Genomic DNA, 18,212 nt, shown 5'->3' on the forward strand with positions numbered 1-18,212 from the left:
AAACCCTCATCGGCGCAGGAATTGACACAGATTTGTTATTTGTGCAATTAAGTTGCGGAAATTTGTTTTGAGCTTGGATGCTCCCAAGGAGGTTACGATGTCGAATATCGGATTCATCGGTCTGGGGACAATGGGACAGCCAATGGCAGAACGGCTGATTCAAGCAGGCCACAAACTCCGACTGAATAGGGTCAAAGAGGCATCGCAATATCTTGTTGATCTGGGGGGTGAGGCAGTGGAGACGGCTGCACAGGCAGCAACAGGGGCGGAGTTCGTAGTCCTGATGCTACCCAACACCGGGGACGTTGAAAAAGTATTGTTTCACGAGGACGGTGTTCTAGACGCTCTAGCTGCTGGGTCCGTGGTGATCGATATGAGTTCAATCGACCCAGTCGCCACGCGCGAGTTTGCAGAACGCGTAGAAGCGAAAGGCGCCTTTTATCTCGACGCTCCGGTTTCTGGAGGCGAGATTGGTGCGAAAGCCGGCACCCTTTCCATCATGGTTGGCGGTCGGGAAGCCCAGTTCCAGCGAGCACTTAGCCTGTTCGAGGTCATGGGTAAGAACATTACGCTCGTCGGGGACAATGGTGTGGGCCAGGTGGCCAAGGTTGCAAACCAAATGATCGTCGGGCTGACGATCGAAGCCGTCAGCGAAGCATTCGTCCTTGCTGAACGAGCAGGTGCCAATCTCGAAAAAGTCAGAGAGGCGCTGCTGGGCGGGTTTGCCCAATCGCGCATCTTAGAAGTACATGGCAAGCGGATGATCGATCAAACGTTCAATCCAGGCTTTGCGATACGCCTTCACCACAAAGATCTGAATTTGGCCACGAGTGCCGGCACCGCATTGGGTGTTCAGTTGCCCAATACGACGACCACGCGAGAACTGATGGCTTCGGCGATCGCAAAAGGAAATGGGGGCCTCGATCACTCCGCCCTTTTTCTTGAAGTTCGAGAGTTAGCCGAATAGCGCTCACTGTGAGCCAAAAAAGTCGGTGAGCCCAAGAGTGAAGCGTGGCCGCGAGGTCAGACAACCTGACCGACTTCAAGGAGACCAATGTGCAGGATGAGAGCGAAAGATCAGGATCTGTTCAGTCCGTAGACCGTGCAATGGTGCTCCTTGAGTTGCTCAGTCAGCAAAGTGAAGGATGCCGGCTGTCGCAGCTCGGCCGAGATGCCGGGCTACCTGCCTCCACCACACATCGCCTCTTAACGACGCTTGAGAAGCGGCGACATGTCCAGTTTGATCATGCTACCGGGAGATGGAATATCGGGCTGGGAATGCTAACGATAGGAGCAGCGTCCATAAGGCGTAGCGCGTTCGTATCGGTGGCCCAGCCATTTCTCCATCTTTTGCGGGATCGCACGAAGGAAACCGCGAACCTCGGGATGGCAGATGATGGAGAAATTACCCTCATTTCCCAGATCCCGAGCCGCCAGATCGTAAGATCGATCGGCGTAGTCGGCGGGCGGGTCCCGATGACCTCGTCCGCCATGGGAAAAGCGATACTCTCTACTTATCCGTCCGACGATATTGATGAGTTGATTTATCTGCGGCGGCCGACGAAACATACCCCGCGGTCGATCTTGCGATTGGATGTCCTGCGCCAGGAGTTGAAACTGGCCAGAGAACGAGGATACGCTGTCGACGACGCCGAAAACCAGAGCAATGTCAGGTGCATCGCAAGCGTGGTGTTCAATGAGCGAGGTGAGGCGATATGTGCGATCTCGATCTCTGGCCAAGTTGATCGCATGTCTCCGGATCGGATCGACAAAATTGCGCCAAAAGTCGTCGATACCGCTCGCAAAATTACCGATGCAATAGGTGGCATCAATCCCCTCTAAAACCAACAAGACGGTTTCGTTGCGGGAGATGAGTTCCAGCCAGCACTCATTTGAGAGCAACCTAGACTGACGAGAAATGGTGGTGCGTCTGGAGAGGCCCGCCGCTCTGCAGATGGATTGGCGCAGACTTTGGCGAAACACATTAATATGGAGATAGAGAGAACATGCTGACGATAAAGCGACTGAGCTTGGATGACGCTCGGATCTTGATAGAGGGCGCGGCCATCAAAGCAGCCGAGATTGGCGTCCCGATGTGTATAGCTGTCACTGACGAATCAGCACAACTGATTGCTTTTGAGAGAATGGACGGGGGCAAGGTCACGAGCACAACCATCGCAATGGATAAAGCCTTCACAGCGGCTGGTGCAAAACGAACGACAGAGAGCTACGGAGCCGCAAGCCAACCGGGAAGCCCTGCGTATGGCATCAACTCCGCGATCGGAGGCAGACTGATGACCGTCGCTGGAGGCATACCGGTTACCGTGGACGGTGACGTCGTTGGCGCAATTGGGATCAGTTCAGGCACTCCAAGCCAGGATGCAGAATGCGCTCAGGCCGGCATTGACCACTTTCTCTCAAGCATCCGATAAAGTGTGGGCTATCAGATATACAATTAGCGCTACGCGGGCATGTTCGGCCTCAGAACCTGCCCCGGTAGCGGTGCAGATATCTTCGCCTCGACCGCGAGTACCAACTCGTCCAGGAGCGGCGCGTTATCTAGCCGTCGCCGAGCGTAAAACCTCGATTGCTCGAAAGCATTTACAGTGATTAGGACAGCATCCTGCCCGAGGGCGTATCCCGAAGGAGGTATCGGGATCAAGGTGCATTTATACCGATGTGCGTTGCGTCCAATAGGACGATCTTTTCCGGCTTCGGGCCTCCATAAGCCCAGTCCAGAAGCTCCACTGTGTGCAGGATCGGGATTGTGGTGCCGGAGGCGATTTGGGTGATGCAGCCGATATTGCCGGTGGCGATCACATCGGCCTTGGTGGCTTCGATATTCCTGACCTTGCGGGCCTTCAACTGCGCCGAGATGTCCGGCTGCAGGATGTTGTAGGTGCCGGCCGAACCGCAGCACAGATGCCCCTCGCCCGGATCGCGGACAGTGAAGCCCGCCGCCTTCAGCAGGTTCTTCGGCGCCATGGTGATCTTCTGGCCGTGCTGCATCGAACAGGCGGAGTGATAGGCGACGTTGAGCCGTTTCGGTTCGAGCCTCGGCAGGTCGAGCGCCGACAGATATTCGCTAATGTCCTTGGCAAGGCTCGAAACCTTGGCCGCCTTGTCCGCATAGGCCGGATCGAGGCGAAGCATGTGGCCGTAGTCCTTGATCGTCGTGCCGCAGCCCGACGCGGTGATGATGATCGCATCGAGGCCGCCATTGTCGATCTCGCGCGTCCAGACGTCGACATTGCGGCGGGCAAAATCGAGCGCCTGCTCCTCGCGGCCCATATGGTGGACGAGCGCGCCGCAGCAGCCCTCGCCTTCCGGCACCACGACTTCGACACCGAACCGGGCGAGAAGCCGCAGCGTGGCGTCGTTGATGCCCGGATCGAGTACCGGCTGGGCGCAGCCTGACAGGATCGCTACGCGGCCGCGCTTCTCGGCACCAGGCGCGCGAGTGCCGGGGCTCGCGGAGTCGGAAACCTTGGCGGCGGATTTCGGCGCGAGGTCCAGCATCGCGGTCAGCGGGCTCAGCGCAGGAATACGCTTCAGGAGCGGCGCGAAGGGGCGACCGAGCTTCGCGAAACCAAGTGCCATGCGGAAGCGGGCGGGATAGGGCAGAACGGCGGCGAGCAGGTCGCGGATCAACCTGTCCATCAGCGGGCGCCGGTAGGTATTCTCGATATGGATGCGGGCATGGTCGACCAGGTGCATATAATCGACGCCGGACGGACAGGTGGTGACGCAGGCAAGGCAGGAGAGACAACGGTCGATATGGGTAACCACTTCCTCATCCGCCGGGCGGCCGTTTTCCAGCATGTCCTTGATCAGGTAGATACGGCCGCGCGGGCTGTCGAGTTCGTTGCCGAGCGTCACGTAGGTGGGACAGGTGGCGGTGCAGAAGCCGCAATGGACGCAGCGGCGAAGGATCTGCTCGGATTCGGCCACATGCGGATCGGCGAGTTGTTCGGGCGTGAAGGAAGTTTGCATCAGAGGGCTCCCGCCATCTTGCCTGGGCTAAAGATGCCCGCGGGGTCAAGTTTCTGCTTCACTCGGGCCGAGAGTGCCGCAACCGCCTCGGATTGCGGCTCGAAAGCGGCCGTCACCGTCTTCACCTGTTCCGGTGCCCGCATGAGCGTCGCATGGCCACCGCCAAGCGCTTTGATATAACGGCGCAGAAGCTCGGCTTCCGGATCAGCCTCCATGCGCATCCAGATCAGCCCGCCCTGCCAGTCGTAGAAGGCATCGACGCCTGCGTCGAGGCGAAGGGCAGCGACGAGTTGATGACCAACCGACGGCGCGACGGAAACGCGCCAGAGAGGTTTCTGGGTGCCGTCAGCATAGGGATGGACGTCGCGAATCTCGCGCCAGAGGGCATGGCTGTGATCCATGCCGAGCCGTGAGACTGGGCCAAAGCCTTTCATAACGGCTGCGAGCTTTTCTGCCCTTACCGACACGGAGGCGGCAAGCCCTTCGAGACGAAGAACGGTCGCCTCCCCTTCCGACAAAGAACCGCTGGCAAAGCGGCCTTTGACCGTTTGCGGCAGGTGGGCCGCGCCCGATACTTCGACCGGCAGCGCCATCGCCGCCGCCATCGCCTTTGCGGCGGCCGCGTCGTCGAGGCCGGAGATGACGATGGTCTCCACCGTCTGCGGCACCGGCAACACCCGGAAGGTCACTTCGGTCAGGAACCCAAGCGTGCCTTGCGAGCCGGCGAGCAGTTTGACCAGATCGAGGCCGGTGACGTTCTTCATCACCCGGCCGCCGGCGCGGATCGCCTCGCCCCGGCCGTTGATGAACCGAATGCCGAGCAAGCTGTCGCGGGCAGCGCCGGACACGAAACGGCGCGGGCCGGAGACATTGGCCGCAAACACGCCGCCGATCGTCGGCTCGCCGAGCGTGCCCATCACGCCGCGATGATCCATCGGCTCGAAAGCCATCATCTGCCGGTTGGCGGCAAGCGCCGCCTCGATCTCGGCGACCGGCGTACCGGCTTTGACCGTCATCACCATTTCCGCCGGCTCGTAATCGACAATTCCGGAAAGGCCGGTCGAGTTCATCATTTCGGCAGGCTCGCCGGAGTTGCCGAAACCGGCGCGGGTGTTGCCGCCGCACAGCGCAAGCTTCTTGCCGTCGCCGGCAGCATTGCCGATGATATAGGCGGCGTCCGTTTCGGAATTCGGGATCAGCGTCATGCGGCAGGCCGTCCATCGAGCGGAAAGACCTTGGACGGGTTAAGTATCCAGCCTTCATCGAAAGCGTAGCGCACCGCCATCTGCTGGTTGAGGTCAGCTTCCGAATACTGGTGGCGCATCAGGTCGCGTTTCTCGATGCCGACGCCATGTTCGCCGGTCAGGCAGCCACCGGCATCGACGCAGAGTTTCAGGATCTCGTTGCCCGCCTCCTCGGCCCTGGCCGCATCCTCGGGGTCGTTGGCATTGAACAGGATCAGCGGATGCATGTTGCCGTCGCCGGCATGAAAGACGTTGGCGACCCGAAGCCCGAAACGATCGACGATCTCGGAGGTCTTGTTGAGCACATAGGAGAGCTTGCCGAGCGGCACCGTGCCGTCCATGCAGATGTAATCGGCGATGCGGCCGGTGGCGCCGAATGCGGACTTGCGGCCTTTCCAGATCAGCGCCGCCTCGGTCGCCGACTGGCTTTCGCGCACCGTCTTGACGCCGTGGCGTCCGGCGATCTCGACGATCGCCTTCAGCATCGCGTCCATTTCGGCCTCGGAACCCTCGACTTCGACGATCAGCAGCGCTTCCACGTCGAGCGGATAACCCGCATGGGCGAAGGCTTCGCAGATCTCGATCGCCGGCTTGTCCATGAATTCAATGGCGACGGGGATGATGCCGGAACCGATGATATCGGCGACGCAGGCGCCTGCATGCTCGGAGGTATCGAAGCCGAACAGGACGGGACGAGCGCCTTCCGGCTTGGCGATCAGCCGAACCACGGCCTCGGTGACGATGCCGAGCTGGCCTTCCGAACCGCAGACGAGGCCGAGCAGGTCGTAACCCGCCGCATCCAGATGTTTGCCGCCAAGCTCGATCACCGTGCCGTCGACCAGCACCATCTTCACGCCGAGCAGGTTATTGGTGGTGACGCCATATTTCAGACAGTGGGCGCCGCCGGAATTCATGCCGATATTGCCGCCGATGGTGCAGGCGAGCTGCGAGCTTGGATCCGGCGCATAGAAAAAGCCGTCGATGCCGACCGCTTCGGAAATGTTGAGGTTGGTGACGCCGGCCTGCACGGTGGCGGTGCGGTTGGCGTAGTCGACTTCCAGGATGCGCGACATCTTGGACAAGCCGAGCACGACCGCATCCTCCTGCGGGATCGCCCCTCCGCAAAGCGATGTACCGGCGCCGCGCGGAATAACAGGGATACCCCTTCGGTGGCAGAAGCTAAGTACGGCAGCTACTTGTGCTGTCGTTTCAGGCAGCACGACTGCAAGCGGGACGCGTTTATAAGAGACGAAGGCATCGGTCTCAAAGGGTACAAGCTCCCGTGCTTCATGCACGAGGCTGGTGAGGGGCACGAGAGAGCGCAAGTCGGACAAAATCGATTGCCGGTTATTCAGCACGGCTGTCCGTGCGGGGAGAAATTGTATCTTACTCATGACCACCCCGAGGTTCACTACGGTTATAAAAAACGATATCGCCTGGCCGATTTGAAATCGCTGCCTGTTCATAGGCTTTCCACAATGCGGAAATCCCGACAACCGTGGTTCAGTCGGCGCTTTATGAAGCGTATGGGAATCCCAGTGCGGCAAGGCAGCGCCAGATGCCTGATACCCAAGGTTATTCCCCATGGACGATCGAGATTTCCTAGCCCGCCTTTTTACAGCCGCGGTGAAGGCTGCCGATCCGCTGACAGGTATTCGCAGACACCTTCCTGCTCCCCCAAAAAACGGTCGAACTGTTGTGATTGGTGCCGGAAAAGGGGCGGCGCAGATGGCCGCAGCGCTTGAGAGTGTCTGGGACGGACCACTTTCCGGAGTGGTCGTAACCCGTTACGGCTACGGCTGCAAAACGCGATCCGTCGAGGTCCTGGAAGCGTCTCACCCGGTCCCGGATACCGCAGGACTTGCGGGTGCCAGACGCCTCGTCGAGACAATTTCAAACCTGTCCGAAAACGACCTCGTGATCGCGTTGATCTGTGGAGGAGGCTCAGCTCTCCTTCCATCACCGCCTGCCGGACTTACTCTGGAAGACGAGATTGCAATGAACGAGATGCTGCTGGCATCCGGAGCCCCAATTTCGGCTATGAACGTGGTAAGAAAGCATCTCTCCACCATCAAGGGCGGGAGGTTGGCGGCGGCCACCAAGGCTCGTGTTGTAAGCTTGATCGTCTCTGACATTCCAGGCGACAACCCGGCCTTCGTAGCTTCTGGTCCAACAGTGCCGGACGCCACGACGCGGCACGACGCACTGGCGGTCCTGGAGCAGTACCGGTTGAGCCTGCCAGATGCGATGATCGCACATTTGAACTCGGCCGCCGCCGAGGCGCCGAAACCGGGCGACGCAGTATTTGCCCAGCACACACACTTTGTTATCGGGTCGGCTGGGGTATCGCTGGAAGCCGCCGCCGAACTCGCCCGAGCAGAGGGGGTGACACCGTACATTATCTCCGACTCCGTGGAGGGCGAATCCAGGCAGGTGGCGCTAGTGCTTGCGGCAATCTCCCGCGAGATCGCTCAGCGAGATCGTCCATTCCCCAAGCCCGCAGTTGTCATGTCTGGCGGAGAAACGACCGTCACCATTCGCGCCAAAGGCGGCAAGGGAGGACGCAACAGCGAATTTGCGCTAGCATTTGCACTAGCGATTGATGGATACCCGATTTCCGCATTGGCCGCCGACACAGATGGGATTGACGGATCGGGGGTTAATGCAGGCGCATTTGCCGATGGAACGACCGCGCGCCGGCTGCGGGCCGCCGGGTTTGACGGGCGCAAGCTTCTCGACGCCAATGACAGCTTTTCCGCATTCGACGCAATCGGTGATTTATTCTCGACCGGGCCCACAGGGACCAATGTAAACGATTTCCGGGCTGTGCTTGTTCGTTGAATGGCGCCTTAGGTTGCATGAGACACCGGAGATTCCCCGAACGAGGTCAACCCCAGGAGCGCATACTGGTCCTTGTTCGTCATGGCCAGAGTGACGGTAATCTCAACGATATGTTTACAGGATGGAAGGATCCGGGATTGACGCCCCAAGGGGTATTGGAGGCCAGGTGGGCCGGTCGTGTTTTAGCGCACGAACACTTGTCTTTCAGCATAGCCTTCACCTCCAAACTCAAGCGAGCGCAGCACACGCTTGACATCATACTGAACGAAGTAGGGCAGCCGTCGCTCAATGTTATTCAAGCCAAGGAACTAAACGAGCGTGATTACGGGGACCTCACTGGTTTAAAAAAAGAAGAGGCCCGCTCGGTATGGGGTAAAGAGCAGGTCGAGAAATGGCATCGATCATATGTTGTGGCACCGCCCGGTGGAGAAAGCCTGCGCGACACCGGGGCGCGTGTCCTGCCCTACTTCATTACGGAGATCCTGCCGCGCACGCTGCGAGGCGAGAAGGTTCTTATTGTTGCGCATGGCAATTCCTTGAGAGTTTTGATCATGGCTCTCGAGCGAATATCCGATGTGCAGGTTGCGATGCTGGAGGTCGCCACCGGCGTCCCGAGGGTCTACACGCTCAATTCCGACAGCACCGTGGCATCACGACGCATCCTTTGCGCTAACAAGGCCGCCGCTGACGGTTAAGATAGAGCTTTCCTTTCCACCTCGTGGAAAACCGCAACGGCGCTGCCCGCTCATTTGCCCCTCCCCTGTAAGTCTTCTTCCGTCGCCACTCTTCAATCGTGAAGAACCCGTGGGCTCAACCACAACCATTCCGATGGTGCGACATGTGCTACGAGAAAGGTTGTTGAAATGATAGACGAGCAAAGGGGCGCAGGTATCGGTCCATTTGTCACGGACCAGGAAGCACTCGATTTCCATTCGGAAGGCCGCCCGGGTAAACTCGAAATCAATCCCACCAAGCCGATGGCCACCCAGCGCGATCTGTCGCTCGCTTATTCGCCAGGCGTTGCCGTGCCTGTCCTGGCAATCGCCGCAAACCCGGCAACCGCCTATGACTACACGACGCGCGGCAACATGGTTGCCGTCATCTCCAACGGCACGGCGATCCTTGGCCTCGGCAATCTCGGAGCGCTTGCCTCGAAGCCGGTGATGGAAGGCAAGGCCGTGCTGTTCAAGCGCTTCGCCGACGTCGATTCCATCGACCTTGAAGTCGATACGGAAAATGTCGACGAGTTCATCAACTGCGTGCGGTTCCTCGGCCCCTCTTTCGGCGGCATCAATCTCGAGGACATCAAGGCGCCCGAGTGTTTCATCATCGAGAGCCGCCTGCGCGAGCTGATGGATATCCCGGTCTTCCATGACGACCAGCACGGCACTGCAATCATCGCCGCCGCCGGCCTGATCAATGCGCTGGAACTGACCGGCCGGGATCTCAAGACCACCAAGCTCGTCTGCAACGGCGCTGGTGCTGCGGCAATCGCCTGCGTCGAACTCATCAAGGCGATGGGCTTCAATTCGGAAAATGTCATTCTCTGCGACACCAAGGGCGTCATCTATCAGGGCCGCACCGAAGGCATGAACCAGTGGAAGTCCGCCCATGCGGTGAACACGACCAAGCGGACCCTCGCCGAGGCCATGAAGGACGCGGATGTCGTGTTAGGCCTTTCCCAGAAGGGCGCCTTTACCGAAGAGATGATCCGCTCCATGGCCGAAAGGCCGATCATTTTCGCGATGGCCAACCCCGATCCGGAAATCACGCCGGAAGAAGTCGCCCGCATCCGCGACGACGCAATCATGGCGACCGGCCGATCGGACTATCCGAACCAGGTCAACAACGTGCTCGGCTTCCCCTATATCTTCCGTGGCGCGCTCGATGTGCGGGCCAGCCAGATCAACGACGCGATGAAGATCGCCGCCGTCAACGCGCTCGCCAATCTCGCCCGCGAAGACGTGCCGGACGATGTTGCCGCCGCCTACCAGGGCAACCGCCCCCGTTTCGGCGCGCAATACATCATCCCGGTCCCGTTCGATCCGCGCCTCATCTCGGCGATCCCGGTCGCCGTTGCCGAAGCGGCGATGGAAAGCGGCGTCGCCCGCAAGAACATCGCCGACCTTGCCGCCTACGCCTCAGAGCTCTCCGCCCGCCGCGATCCGATCGCCGCGACCACACAAGGCATCTACGAGCGCGTCCGCCGCTTCCCGAAACGCGTCGTCTTTGCCGAGGCCGAAGAAGAACAGGTCATGCGTGCGGCGATTTCCTTCACCAACCAGAAGCTCGGCACTGCCATCCTTCTCGGGCGTGACGACGTCATCCGCGCGACGGCGGAAAAGGCCGGCATCGATCTCGACCGTCCCGGCATCGAGGTCGTCAATGCACGCCTCTCCAATCGTGTCGATGCCTATATCGACCACCTCTATGCGCGTCTGCAGCGCGAAGGCTTCCTCCATCGCGATGTCCAGCGCCTTATCCATAACGACCGCAACCATTTCGCCGCGACCATGGTCGCCATCGGCGACGCGGATGCGATGGTGACCGGCACGACCCGCAATTATGCGACGGCGCTCCAGGACGTCCGCCGCTGCATCGATCCGAAGCCGGGGCACAAGATAATCGGCGTATCGCTGGTGATCGCCCGCGGCCGGACGATTTTTGTCGCCGACACCGCCGTCCACGACATGCCGAACGCCGAGGATCTCGCCGACATCGCGGTCGAAGCCGCCCGCGTCGCAAAGCGGATGGGGTATGAGCCGCGTGTCGCACTCGTTGCCTATTCGACGTTCGGCCAGCCGATCGGCGAACGGTCGGAGCGGGTTCGCGAGGCGGTCAAGATCCTCGATCAGCGCCGCGTGGATTTCGAATATGACGGCGAAATGGGCGCGGACGTGGCGCTCAACTCACACCGGATGGAGCAATATCCGTTCTGCCGGCTCTCGGGCACAGCCAACGTGCTGGTCATGCCGGCGATCCATTCCGCCTCGATCTCGACCCGCATGTTGCAGGAACTCGGCGCTTCGACAGTGATCGGCCCGCTGCTTGTCGGTCTCGACAAGTCGGTGCAGATCACCTCGATGGGTGCGAAGGACAGCGACATCGTCAACATGGCGGCAATCGCTGCTTTCAAAGCTGACGAAGGTTAGGGCGCATAATACAAATCATTACAAACCGCCTCAAAAGCCTCAGATTCCCACGCAGGGCTAAACAGAAAAAAACAAGATTGACAAAGTTGTCATTAGTTGACATTTGTAGTCTGCGACGGACCTGAGCTCAAAGCGCCAGAAAATCGATCTTTTCACCTACCCGGATGCACGCTTCAAAGGCGAGCGGGAGGAGCCGGAGGCTATTATCGTGAATTCAACTACCCCCATGCGAAGACGGGAACGCCGCAGGCAAGCGATTGAGGCGTTCTTGTTTTTGCTTCCGTGGTTTGGCGGAGTACTAATCTTCACAGCGGGCCCGTTGCTCGCATCATTGTATCTGTCATTCACCAACTTTGATCTCCTGCAAGCGCCTGCCTGGATTGGGATTGAGAACTACGTCGAACTCTTTACGAGCGACCCTCGATATCTCAGAGCTCTGCGCGTGACATTTACCTATGTTTTGATCGGGGTCCCGCTCAATCTCGTATTCGCGTTGCTGATTGCTGTTCTCATGAACCAAAAGGTCGCGGCACTGGGATTGTTTCGCTCCGTTTATTATCTTCCCTCGCTCCTGGGCGGAAGCGTTGCCGTAGCAGTCATGTGGCGGCAACTTTTCGGCCGCGAAGGCGCCATCAACGATCTGGTTGCGCTGGTGGGAATAGAGCCTGCAAACTGGATTTCTGATCCCCGCTACTCGCTCTACACACTGATCCTACTGCATGTATGGCAGTTCGGTTCAGCAATGGTGATCTTTCTTGCCGGGCTTCAGCAAGTTCCAAAGGAGTTGTATGAAGCTGCCGAGGTCGACGGAGCAGGTCCACTGCAGAAGTTCCGGAATGTAACTTTTCCTCTTCTGACACCCGTTATCTTCTTTAACTTGGTGCTTGGAATTATCAACTCCTTCCAAGCCTTCACCTCGGCCTACATCGTCAGCGGCGGAAGCGGCGGACCGGCAGATTCTACCCTCTTCTACACGCTATATCTCTACCAGGAAGGCTTCATGAACTTCCGGATGGGGTACGCCTCGGCGATGGGCTGGATATTGCTGCTTATCATAGGCGCGTTCACGGCCTTGAACTTCTTCGCATCCAGCCGATGGGTCTTCTACGGAGACAAAAACTAATGACCATAGCTGATGAAGCGGTGAGCATCTCGGACCGAGCACTGCGTCCCGCACGATTCAACGCCTCACGCGTTGCAACCTACGTAATTTTGATCGCCGGCGCCACGCTGATGATCTATCCGCTGTTGTGGATGGTCCTCGGGTCCTTCCGCACGGACCAGGAGATTTTCTCAAGGTCCCTGGCTCTCCCTAGCACGTTAAATTTCTCGAACTTTGTGGACGGTTGGACGGCAACAAACCCATCTTTCACTCGGTATTTCATCAACTCGTTCATTATCTGCCTTGGATCTGTGATCGGCAACGTGCTGGCTTGCTCGCTCACGGCATTCGCGTTCGCACGTCTCGAATTTCCGATGAAGCGAGCGCTTTTCGGCATCATGCTGTTGACGTTGATGCTTCCGTCTCACGTTTTGCTCATACCCCAATACGTCCTATTCGTGAACCTCGACTGGGTGAACACCTATCTGCCTCTGATCGTCCCTAAGTTTCTGGCGACGGACGCATTCTTCATCTTCCTCATGGTTCAGTTTATTCGAAAGATTCCCAAGGAACTGGATGAAGCCGCGAGGGTCGATGGCTGCAGCACCTTTAGAATTTTCATAAGCATCATCTTTCCGTTGATGCAGCCGGCGATCATCACCACCACCATCTTTACGTTCATCTGGACGTACAACGACTTCTTCTCGCAACTGATCTACCTGACATCGCCGGAGATCCTCACGGTCCCAGTAGGCCTGCGTTCATTGGTCGACTCGTCAGGAGGATCCTATGGTCAGTTGCTCGCGATGTCGGTTCTCAGCATGATTCCGGTATTCGTCGTTTTCCTTTTCTTCCAGCGTCGTCTGGTTGAGGGCATCAGCACATCCGGACTGAAGGGATAATCGACTGCACTGACGAATAGGTCAGCTCTACAACCACGAAGTATTCCAAAAGGAGGAGGAATATCATGAACATTAAATCTGCTTCTCTCGCCATGCCCATAAATCGACGCCGGCTGCTTGCCGCCGGCGCTGGCGGCATCGCGTTGGCCACGATGGGACCAATTCGGTCGTTTGGAGCCGGCGAAACGGTTCGCTTCGGCATCTTCGGCAATGCCGAGAAACTCGCGATCCGAGGGCGAGCCGTTGCACGTTACGCAGAACTCAATCCGCAGGTAAAGGTCGTCTATGAAGGCGTTCCCAGCGACAGCTGGCCTGACAAGATCGCTGCGATGGTTGCGGGCGGTAACGCGCCCGACGTAATTACCATGGGTTACGACGACTTCGGCCAGTATGCGAAGCGGGGTGCCATCGAGCCTCTGCAAGGCTACGCCCCTCACCTTCTGCGGACAAATCTGTTCGATGAGCCGGTTCTTCAGCTCGGCCACCGAGACGGGAAGCTCTTTGGCATACCGATCGCCGTGAGCATCCAGGCCCTTTGCTACAACAAGACCGCTCTCGAGCGACTGAAGATGGGCTCCCTGCCTGAAAAATTCACCTTTGCAGAATACGCGAAGTTTTGCGCCGAGATTAACAAGGCTGACAAGAAAATCTACGGTAGCCACGACATGGCGTCGAGGATTGAAGACTTCCAGATGTATCTCGTCGCTCAAGGGCGGCAGATTTACAATGGGGAGCAACTCGCAGTGAAGGCTGATGACGTCGCTGCTTGGCTTGAGATTTGGGACCAAATGCGCAAGACCGGCGCAGCAGTTCCGGCAGACCTTCAAGCTCAATTTTCGGGTACGGAATGGCCAAACGCTCCCCTTGTTCGTGGTACTGCAGTTTTTGCGCGTATCACTTCGCAAGACTTGGCGGGCGGTTTCCAGGCTTTGACCAAGGACGAGCTCAACCTCATGACGCCGGTGTGCCCGAGCAAGGATACTGGACCAGGATATTATCCACGTCCATCTAGCTCACTTACGATCAACGCACGTAGCCAGAACAAGGAAGCTGCCGCAAAACTCATCGACTGGTTTGTAACTGATCCGGAATCGGCCAAGATTCTTGGTTTGGTGAGCGGGCCTCCTGCATCCCGGCCGGCGTTGGAAACTGTTCTCAAACTGCAAAATCTGAGTTCTGCTGACCAAAAGGTCTTGCAATACAGCCAGGAGGCCTTGCCCAAAGCGAACAAGGAACCCCAAACGCACCGAGCTCAACGCGCGATGACGGACTTGATGCGCCGCATCAACGAAAGCGTCGGCTTCGGGTCGTCCTCGGTCAAAGATGCCGCTCAGGAGTTCATCACTCAGGCGAACTCAATTTTGAAGAGAGCGTGAAGCAAAAAAACTCGATGTCCATGCCCGCTGCGGGCATGGACATGTTGCCTTAGCGCCGCCTGATGCAACGTCGCATCAGTGTTCAGACTGGGAAAAACGTATGCTTGAGAATACTGCCAAAACGGACATGCCTGCACGGCAGAAATGGTGGAGTCGGCCGTTTTCGAACATCCAGACGAACCTTCAGGAAATTGATGCAACAATGAGCGTCGATCACGCTCTCGATTTCATCGAAGCCCAAGGAGCAGACACCTGGCTTCTGAACGTCGGCGGCATCGAATCTTTTTATCCGACAGATCTTCCGTTCCAGGCACGAGTGCCTTTCCTCGCCGACCGGCCCTCGGGCGATCTTGTCGGCGACGCATGCGAGGCAGCGCAAAAGAGGAATATCAGGATTCTTGCGAGAATGGATTTCTCGAAAGTCTCCGCGCGGATTGCAAGGGAACATCCTGAATGGCTTTTTCAATCCCCGAAGGGTCAATATCAGGTCTACAATACGCTCTATAGCACGTGCCCCTGCGGAGACTATTATCAGGAGCGCTCCTTGGATATCATCGACGAGGTCGTCTCACGCTACCCCGTCAAAGGCTTCTTCATTAATTGGTTTAAGTTCTCGGAGGTCGACTATAGTCGCGTATATCACGGCGTCTGTCACTGCGAGAGGTGCAAAACCGCTTTTGCGAGCTATACCGATGATGCGGAGCTTCCTGACGGCCCTCAACACGGCAACTATTCCGTCTGGCTGCGTTTCGCGGCTAAGACACTCCAGGATCTTGTCGATAAGATAGCGAGACATCTCGACGAGAAATACCCTGATGTCGGGCTGATCATGAGTCGCGAGTCGCCTCTTATCTACTATGAGGCAAATAATGCCTTGGGACGTGAGCTTTGGCATCATGCCACATCCGAAGCAGTGAGCGTTTATCGGACAGGAATACCGGAGTCGGCAGTCCTGGTCAATTCGACATGCTTCGTAGATATGCCCTACAGAATGGCCGGAGAGCAGCCTGAGCACTTCGCACAATACCTGTTGCAGGCGCTCGCACGCGGAGGCAATCCTTCAACCTATTTGATGGGTTCGCCAGGTCGAATACCTTACCCAAATTTGCCGCAAGCGAGCGAGATCCAGCACTTTTTTCAGTCGAACCGCGATATATATGCTGCCTACCGTCCCAGCTCACGCGTAGCGCTGGTCCGGCCCGACCCCTTGCGCAGGGCAGACGCCGACTACGGGGAAGCGGTCTCCGAATACCGTGGGATCTATAACGCGCTTAAAGAGAAGCATATCCCGTTCGACGTGGTCGGCGCCGAGTTCATCCAGCGAATGGCAAAAGCAGGTAATTTGGCTCGCTACACCCTTGTCGTTTTACCAGACATTCGCGACATCGGAACGGGTACGGCAGATTGCCTGGACACCTACGTCGCCGCTGGCGGCAACTTGGTCCTGACCGCAAACAGTGGCGTGACGCAAGACGGCAGCGTCGAACTTGCCACGGCACCTTCGGTGATGCGGATCGAAGCCCCGAAATCGGGGATGGATTTGTGGGCAACGTATGTTGCGGAGACGCCGCAGCTCGACAGCAGAAAGTTTAGGTATGACGGGCAAATTTTGCCAGTCTTCGGCAGCTACGCCAGATACATTTGGAAGCCCACCGGCAAGAAGCTGGGAAACCTGCTTCCCCAGGCACCCTACGGCCCACCCGAGAAGTGCTACGGTCACATAAGCAGCGACGAACCAGGAGCGGTTCGCCTATCGCACCCCGCGGGATCGGTCTTGCAGTTCCCCTGGGCGATAGGACGCACTTATCATGAATTCGGGGCAGCGTCGGTGAGAGATTATTTCCTACGTATAATCGATGACCTCATCGAGACCGATGTAACGGCTGATTTGCCTGAACAGGTCGAGATGACGATTGGTCGAATTGATACCGGTGTGGTCATTCACCTCATCAATCAGACCGGTGCGCGCCGCAAGTCGTTCGGGCCGCATATTCCTGTCTCGGGTGCGACCATCCGTGTCCGCAACGGCACGGGCACCCCCAAGCTTTTGAAATCGCGCACCACACCGAGCACGCGGTTTGAAGAAGATCACATGCTGATCGAGTTACCTGAATTGGAGCTGTTCGAGGTCCTCTATGTTCCGACCTCACAGTAATCGCGCCTCTCAAACATCATCCAACGAAAGCTGACCTATGGCAAATCTCGAAATCAAACACGCGGAAAAGTACTACGGCAACTTCCACGCACTGAAGAACATCTCCGTTTCGATTGAAGATGGAGAGTTTGTTGTGCTTGTGGGTCCGTCGGGCTGCGGGAAGTCCACGCTTTTGCGTATGATTGCGGGCCTGGAAGAAATCAGTGGCGGCGACGTGGTGATCGGCGATCGCGTTGTTAGCGAGCTTCCCGCCAAGGAGCGTGACATCGCCATGGTTTTTCAGAACTATGCCCTCTACCCTCATATGACTGTTGAGCAAAATATGGGGTTCGCTCTGAAACTGCGCAGGATGCCGAAGACCGAGATCGAGACTCGCATTCGACGTGCTGCCGAAATTCTCGGGCTGGGCGCTCTTCTGGGGCGCTATCCTCGCCAACTTTCTGGAGGACAGCGGCAACGCGTGGCCATGGGGCGGGCTATCGTTCGAGATCCCTCGGTCTTTCTATTCGATGAGCCTCTATCTAATCTCGATGCCAAACTGCGCGTGCAAATGCGCGCGGAAATTAAGCAACTACACCAGAGGCTCAAGACGACTACGGTGTACGTAACGCACGACCAGGTCGAAGCCATGACGATGGCTGACCGGATCGTCGTTCTGCGTGACGGCGTAGTTGAGCAAATCGGTACCCCACTTGAACTGTACGACAATCCCGCCAATGAATTTGTCGCGGGTTTCATGGGAAGCCCGGCAATGAATTTCGTAAGGGGTGAACTGACAGAGAACGGGTTTAGGACCTCTGACGGCATCATTCTTCCCTACGGAGCAGGGTCTCGGACGGCGGTCACTTACGGCGTGCGCCCCGAACATCTGAAGGTAGATCCCGATGGGGTTCCATTCACAGTCTCCGTCATTGAGCCGATGGGTTCCGAAACCCAGGTAATCGGAACTATTGGCACGCAGAACGTAACCGCGCTTTTTCGCGAACGGATCCCTCTTTCTCCGGGCGAAATCATCCGCCTAAGGCCGATGGTGACCAATGTGCACCTCTTTGACGGCGGCGGCCGGCGCGCGGCTTGACAGACCGCATGATCGGCAAAAGCCGCCCTTGCTGATCACAGTGTCTCCGTCCGCGAATCGATACGGCAAATTTGCAAGACACTCGGTGTAAGGGGCGTCAAGCCATTCGAGATAGGGCACCGCAACGACGCCTTCCGGCCAAGAGAAAGTTTGTTGCGGTGCCCTATCTCGAATGGCTCGCTGCGCAATGGGCTACCAACAAGCGGAACGGTGGAAGAAGATCACCAATCTACACACCCCGCATGTTTGCGACGCGATTTGGGGTAAGCTACCTGGAGAGAGAGAGAGAGAGAAGCAACGGCACGAGCCTGGTCCGTCCTGAAACCACATCAGGCTGTACGCGCATTGCGTACAACTTGACCGAAAGGC

14 protein-coding genes are annotated in these 18,212 nt (G+C 57.8%); 11 read left to right on the forward strand and 3 right to left on the reverse strand.

Annotated features, from left to right (window positions below):
• Nucleotides 1-97: 97 nt before the first annotated feature.
• The 3 genes from ACSQ3G_RS29430 (at nucleotide 98) to ACSQ3G_RS29440 (ending at nucleotide 2,432) form a co-directional block, all read left to right on the forward strand.
• Nucleotides 98-967 carry a 2-hydroxy-3-oxopropionate reductase gene (locus ACSQ3G_RS29430; RefSeq protein WP_436112805.1) on the forward strand — a complete coding sequence of 290 codons (870 nt, stop codon included), beginning with the start codon at nucleotides 98-100 and terminating at the stop codon, nucleotides 965-967.
• Nucleotides 968-1,011: 44 nt separating this feature from the next.
• Nucleotides 1,012-1,842: an IclR family transcriptional regulator gene (locus tag ACSQ3G_RS29435; RefSeq protein WP_436112806.1), complete on the forward strand. Its 831-nt coding sequence runs from the start codon at nucleotides 1,012-1,014 to the stop codon at nucleotides 1,840-1,842.
• Between the two features lie 164 nt (nucleotides 1,843-2,006).
• Nucleotides 2,007-2,432 carry a GlcG/HbpS family heme-binding protein gene (locus ACSQ3G_RS29440; RefSeq protein WP_436112807.1) on the forward strand — a complete coding sequence of 142 codons (426 nt, stop codon included), beginning with the start codon at nucleotides 2,007-2,009 and terminating at the stop codon, nucleotides 2,430-2,432.
• A gap of 226 nt (nucleotides 2,433-2,658) precedes the next feature.
• Here the strand turns inward: ACSQ3G_RS29440 and glcF are convergent, their stop codons facing one another.
• From glcF to ACSQ3G_RS29455, 3 genes are read right to left on the reverse strand one after another with little or no spacing between them, the layout of a single operon-like run.
• Nucleotides 2,659-3,993 (reverse strand): glycolate oxidase subunit GlcF, encoded by a 1,335-nt coding sequence (gene glcF / locus ACSQ3G_RS29445; protein ID WP_436112808.1) that lies wholly within the window; start codon nucleotides 3,991-3,993, stop codon nucleotides 2,659-2,661.
• Complete coding sequence (locus ACSQ3G_RS29450; RefSeq protein ID WP_436112809.1) at nucleotides 3,993-5,198, reverse strand: FAD-binding protein; 1,206 nt, start codon at nucleotides 5,196-5,198, stop codon at nucleotides 3,993-3,995. Before ACSQ3G_RS29450 ends, glcF begins: the two co-directional genes overlap by 1 nt.
• Nucleotides 5,195-6,631, reverse strand: coding sequence for an FAD-linked oxidase C-terminal domain-containing protein (locus ACSQ3G_RS29455; protein ID WP_436112810.1), 1,437 nt, complete (start codon nucleotides 6,629-6,631; stop codon nucleotides 5,195-5,197). The genes ACSQ3G_RS29450 and ACSQ3G_RS29455 overlap by 4 nt, the downstream gene beginning before the upstream one ends.
• A 190-nt stretch (nucleotides 6,632-6,821) precedes the next feature.
• Between ACSQ3G_RS29455 and ACSQ3G_RS29460 the strand changes: the two genes are divergently transcribed.
• The 8 genes from ACSQ3G_RS29460 (at nucleotide 6,822) to ACSQ3G_RS29495 (ending at nucleotide 17,843) form a co-directional block, all read left to right on the forward strand.
• Nucleotides 6,822-8,078 (forward strand): glycerate kinase type-2 family protein, encoded by a 1,257-nt coding sequence (locus ACSQ3G_RS29460; protein WP_436112811.1) that lies wholly within the window; start codon nucleotides 6,822-6,824, stop codon nucleotides 8,076-8,078.
• Between the two features lie 17 nt (nucleotides 8,079-8,095).
• Nucleotides 8,096-8,773 carry a 2,3-bisphosphoglycerate-dependent phosphoglycerate mutase gene (locus ACSQ3G_RS29465; protein ID WP_436112812.1) on the forward strand — a complete coding sequence of 226 codons (678 nt, stop codon included), beginning with the start codon at nucleotides 8,096-8,098 and terminating at the stop codon, nucleotides 8,771-8,773.
• A 168-nt stretch (nucleotides 8,774-8,941) separates the two neighbouring features.
• Nucleotides 8,942-11,230, forward strand: coding sequence for an NADP-dependent malic enzyme (locus ACSQ3G_RS29470; RefSeq protein ID WP_436112813.1), 2,289 nt, complete (start codon nucleotides 8,942-8,944; stop codon nucleotides 11,228-11,230).
• 226 nt (nucleotides 11,231-11,456) lie between these two features.
• Nucleotides 11,457-12,353 carry a carbohydrate ABC transporter permease gene (locus tag ACSQ3G_RS29475; RefSeq protein ID WP_436113228.1) on the forward strand — a complete coding sequence of 299 codons (897 nt, stop codon included), beginning with the start codon at nucleotides 11,457-11,459 and terminating at the stop codon, nucleotides 12,351-12,353.
• On the forward strand, nucleotides 12,353-13,234 hold the full coding sequence (locus ACSQ3G_RS29480) for a carbohydrate ABC transporter permease (protein ID WP_436112814.1): 882 nt from the start codon (nucleotides 12,353-12,355) through the stop codon (nucleotides 13,232-13,234). The genes ACSQ3G_RS29475 and ACSQ3G_RS29480 overlap by 1 nt, the downstream gene beginning before the upstream one ends.
• Nucleotides 13,235-13,299: 65 nt before the next feature.
• On the forward strand, nucleotides 13,300-14,610 hold the full coding sequence (locus ACSQ3G_RS29485) for an ABC transporter substrate-binding protein (RefSeq protein ID WP_436112815.1): 1,311 nt from the start codon (nucleotides 13,300-13,302) through the stop codon (nucleotides 14,608-14,610).
• Between the two features lie 100 nt (nucleotides 14,611-14,710).
• Nucleotides 14,711-16,765 carry a beta-galactosidase trimerization domain-containing protein gene (locus tag ACSQ3G_RS29490; protein ID WP_436112816.1) on the forward strand — a complete coding sequence of 685 codons (2,055 nt, stop codon included), beginning with the start codon at nucleotides 14,711-14,713 and terminating at the stop codon, nucleotides 16,763-16,765.
• Between the two features lie 37 nt (nucleotides 16,766-16,802).
• Nucleotides 16,803-17,843 (forward strand): ABC transporter ATP-binding protein, encoded by a 1,041-nt coding sequence (locus tag ACSQ3G_RS29495; RefSeq protein WP_436112817.1) that lies wholly within the window; start codon nucleotides 16,803-16,805, stop codon nucleotides 17,841-17,843.
• The last annotated feature ends 369 nt before the right edge of the window (nucleotides 17,844-18,212 follow it).

Origin of the sequence: Neorhizobium tomejilense, assembly GCF_964254135.1 — a bacterium.
Lineage (GTDB): Bacteria > Pseudomonadota > Alphaproteobacteria > Rhizobiales > Rhizobiaceae > Neorhizobium > Neorhizobium tomejilense.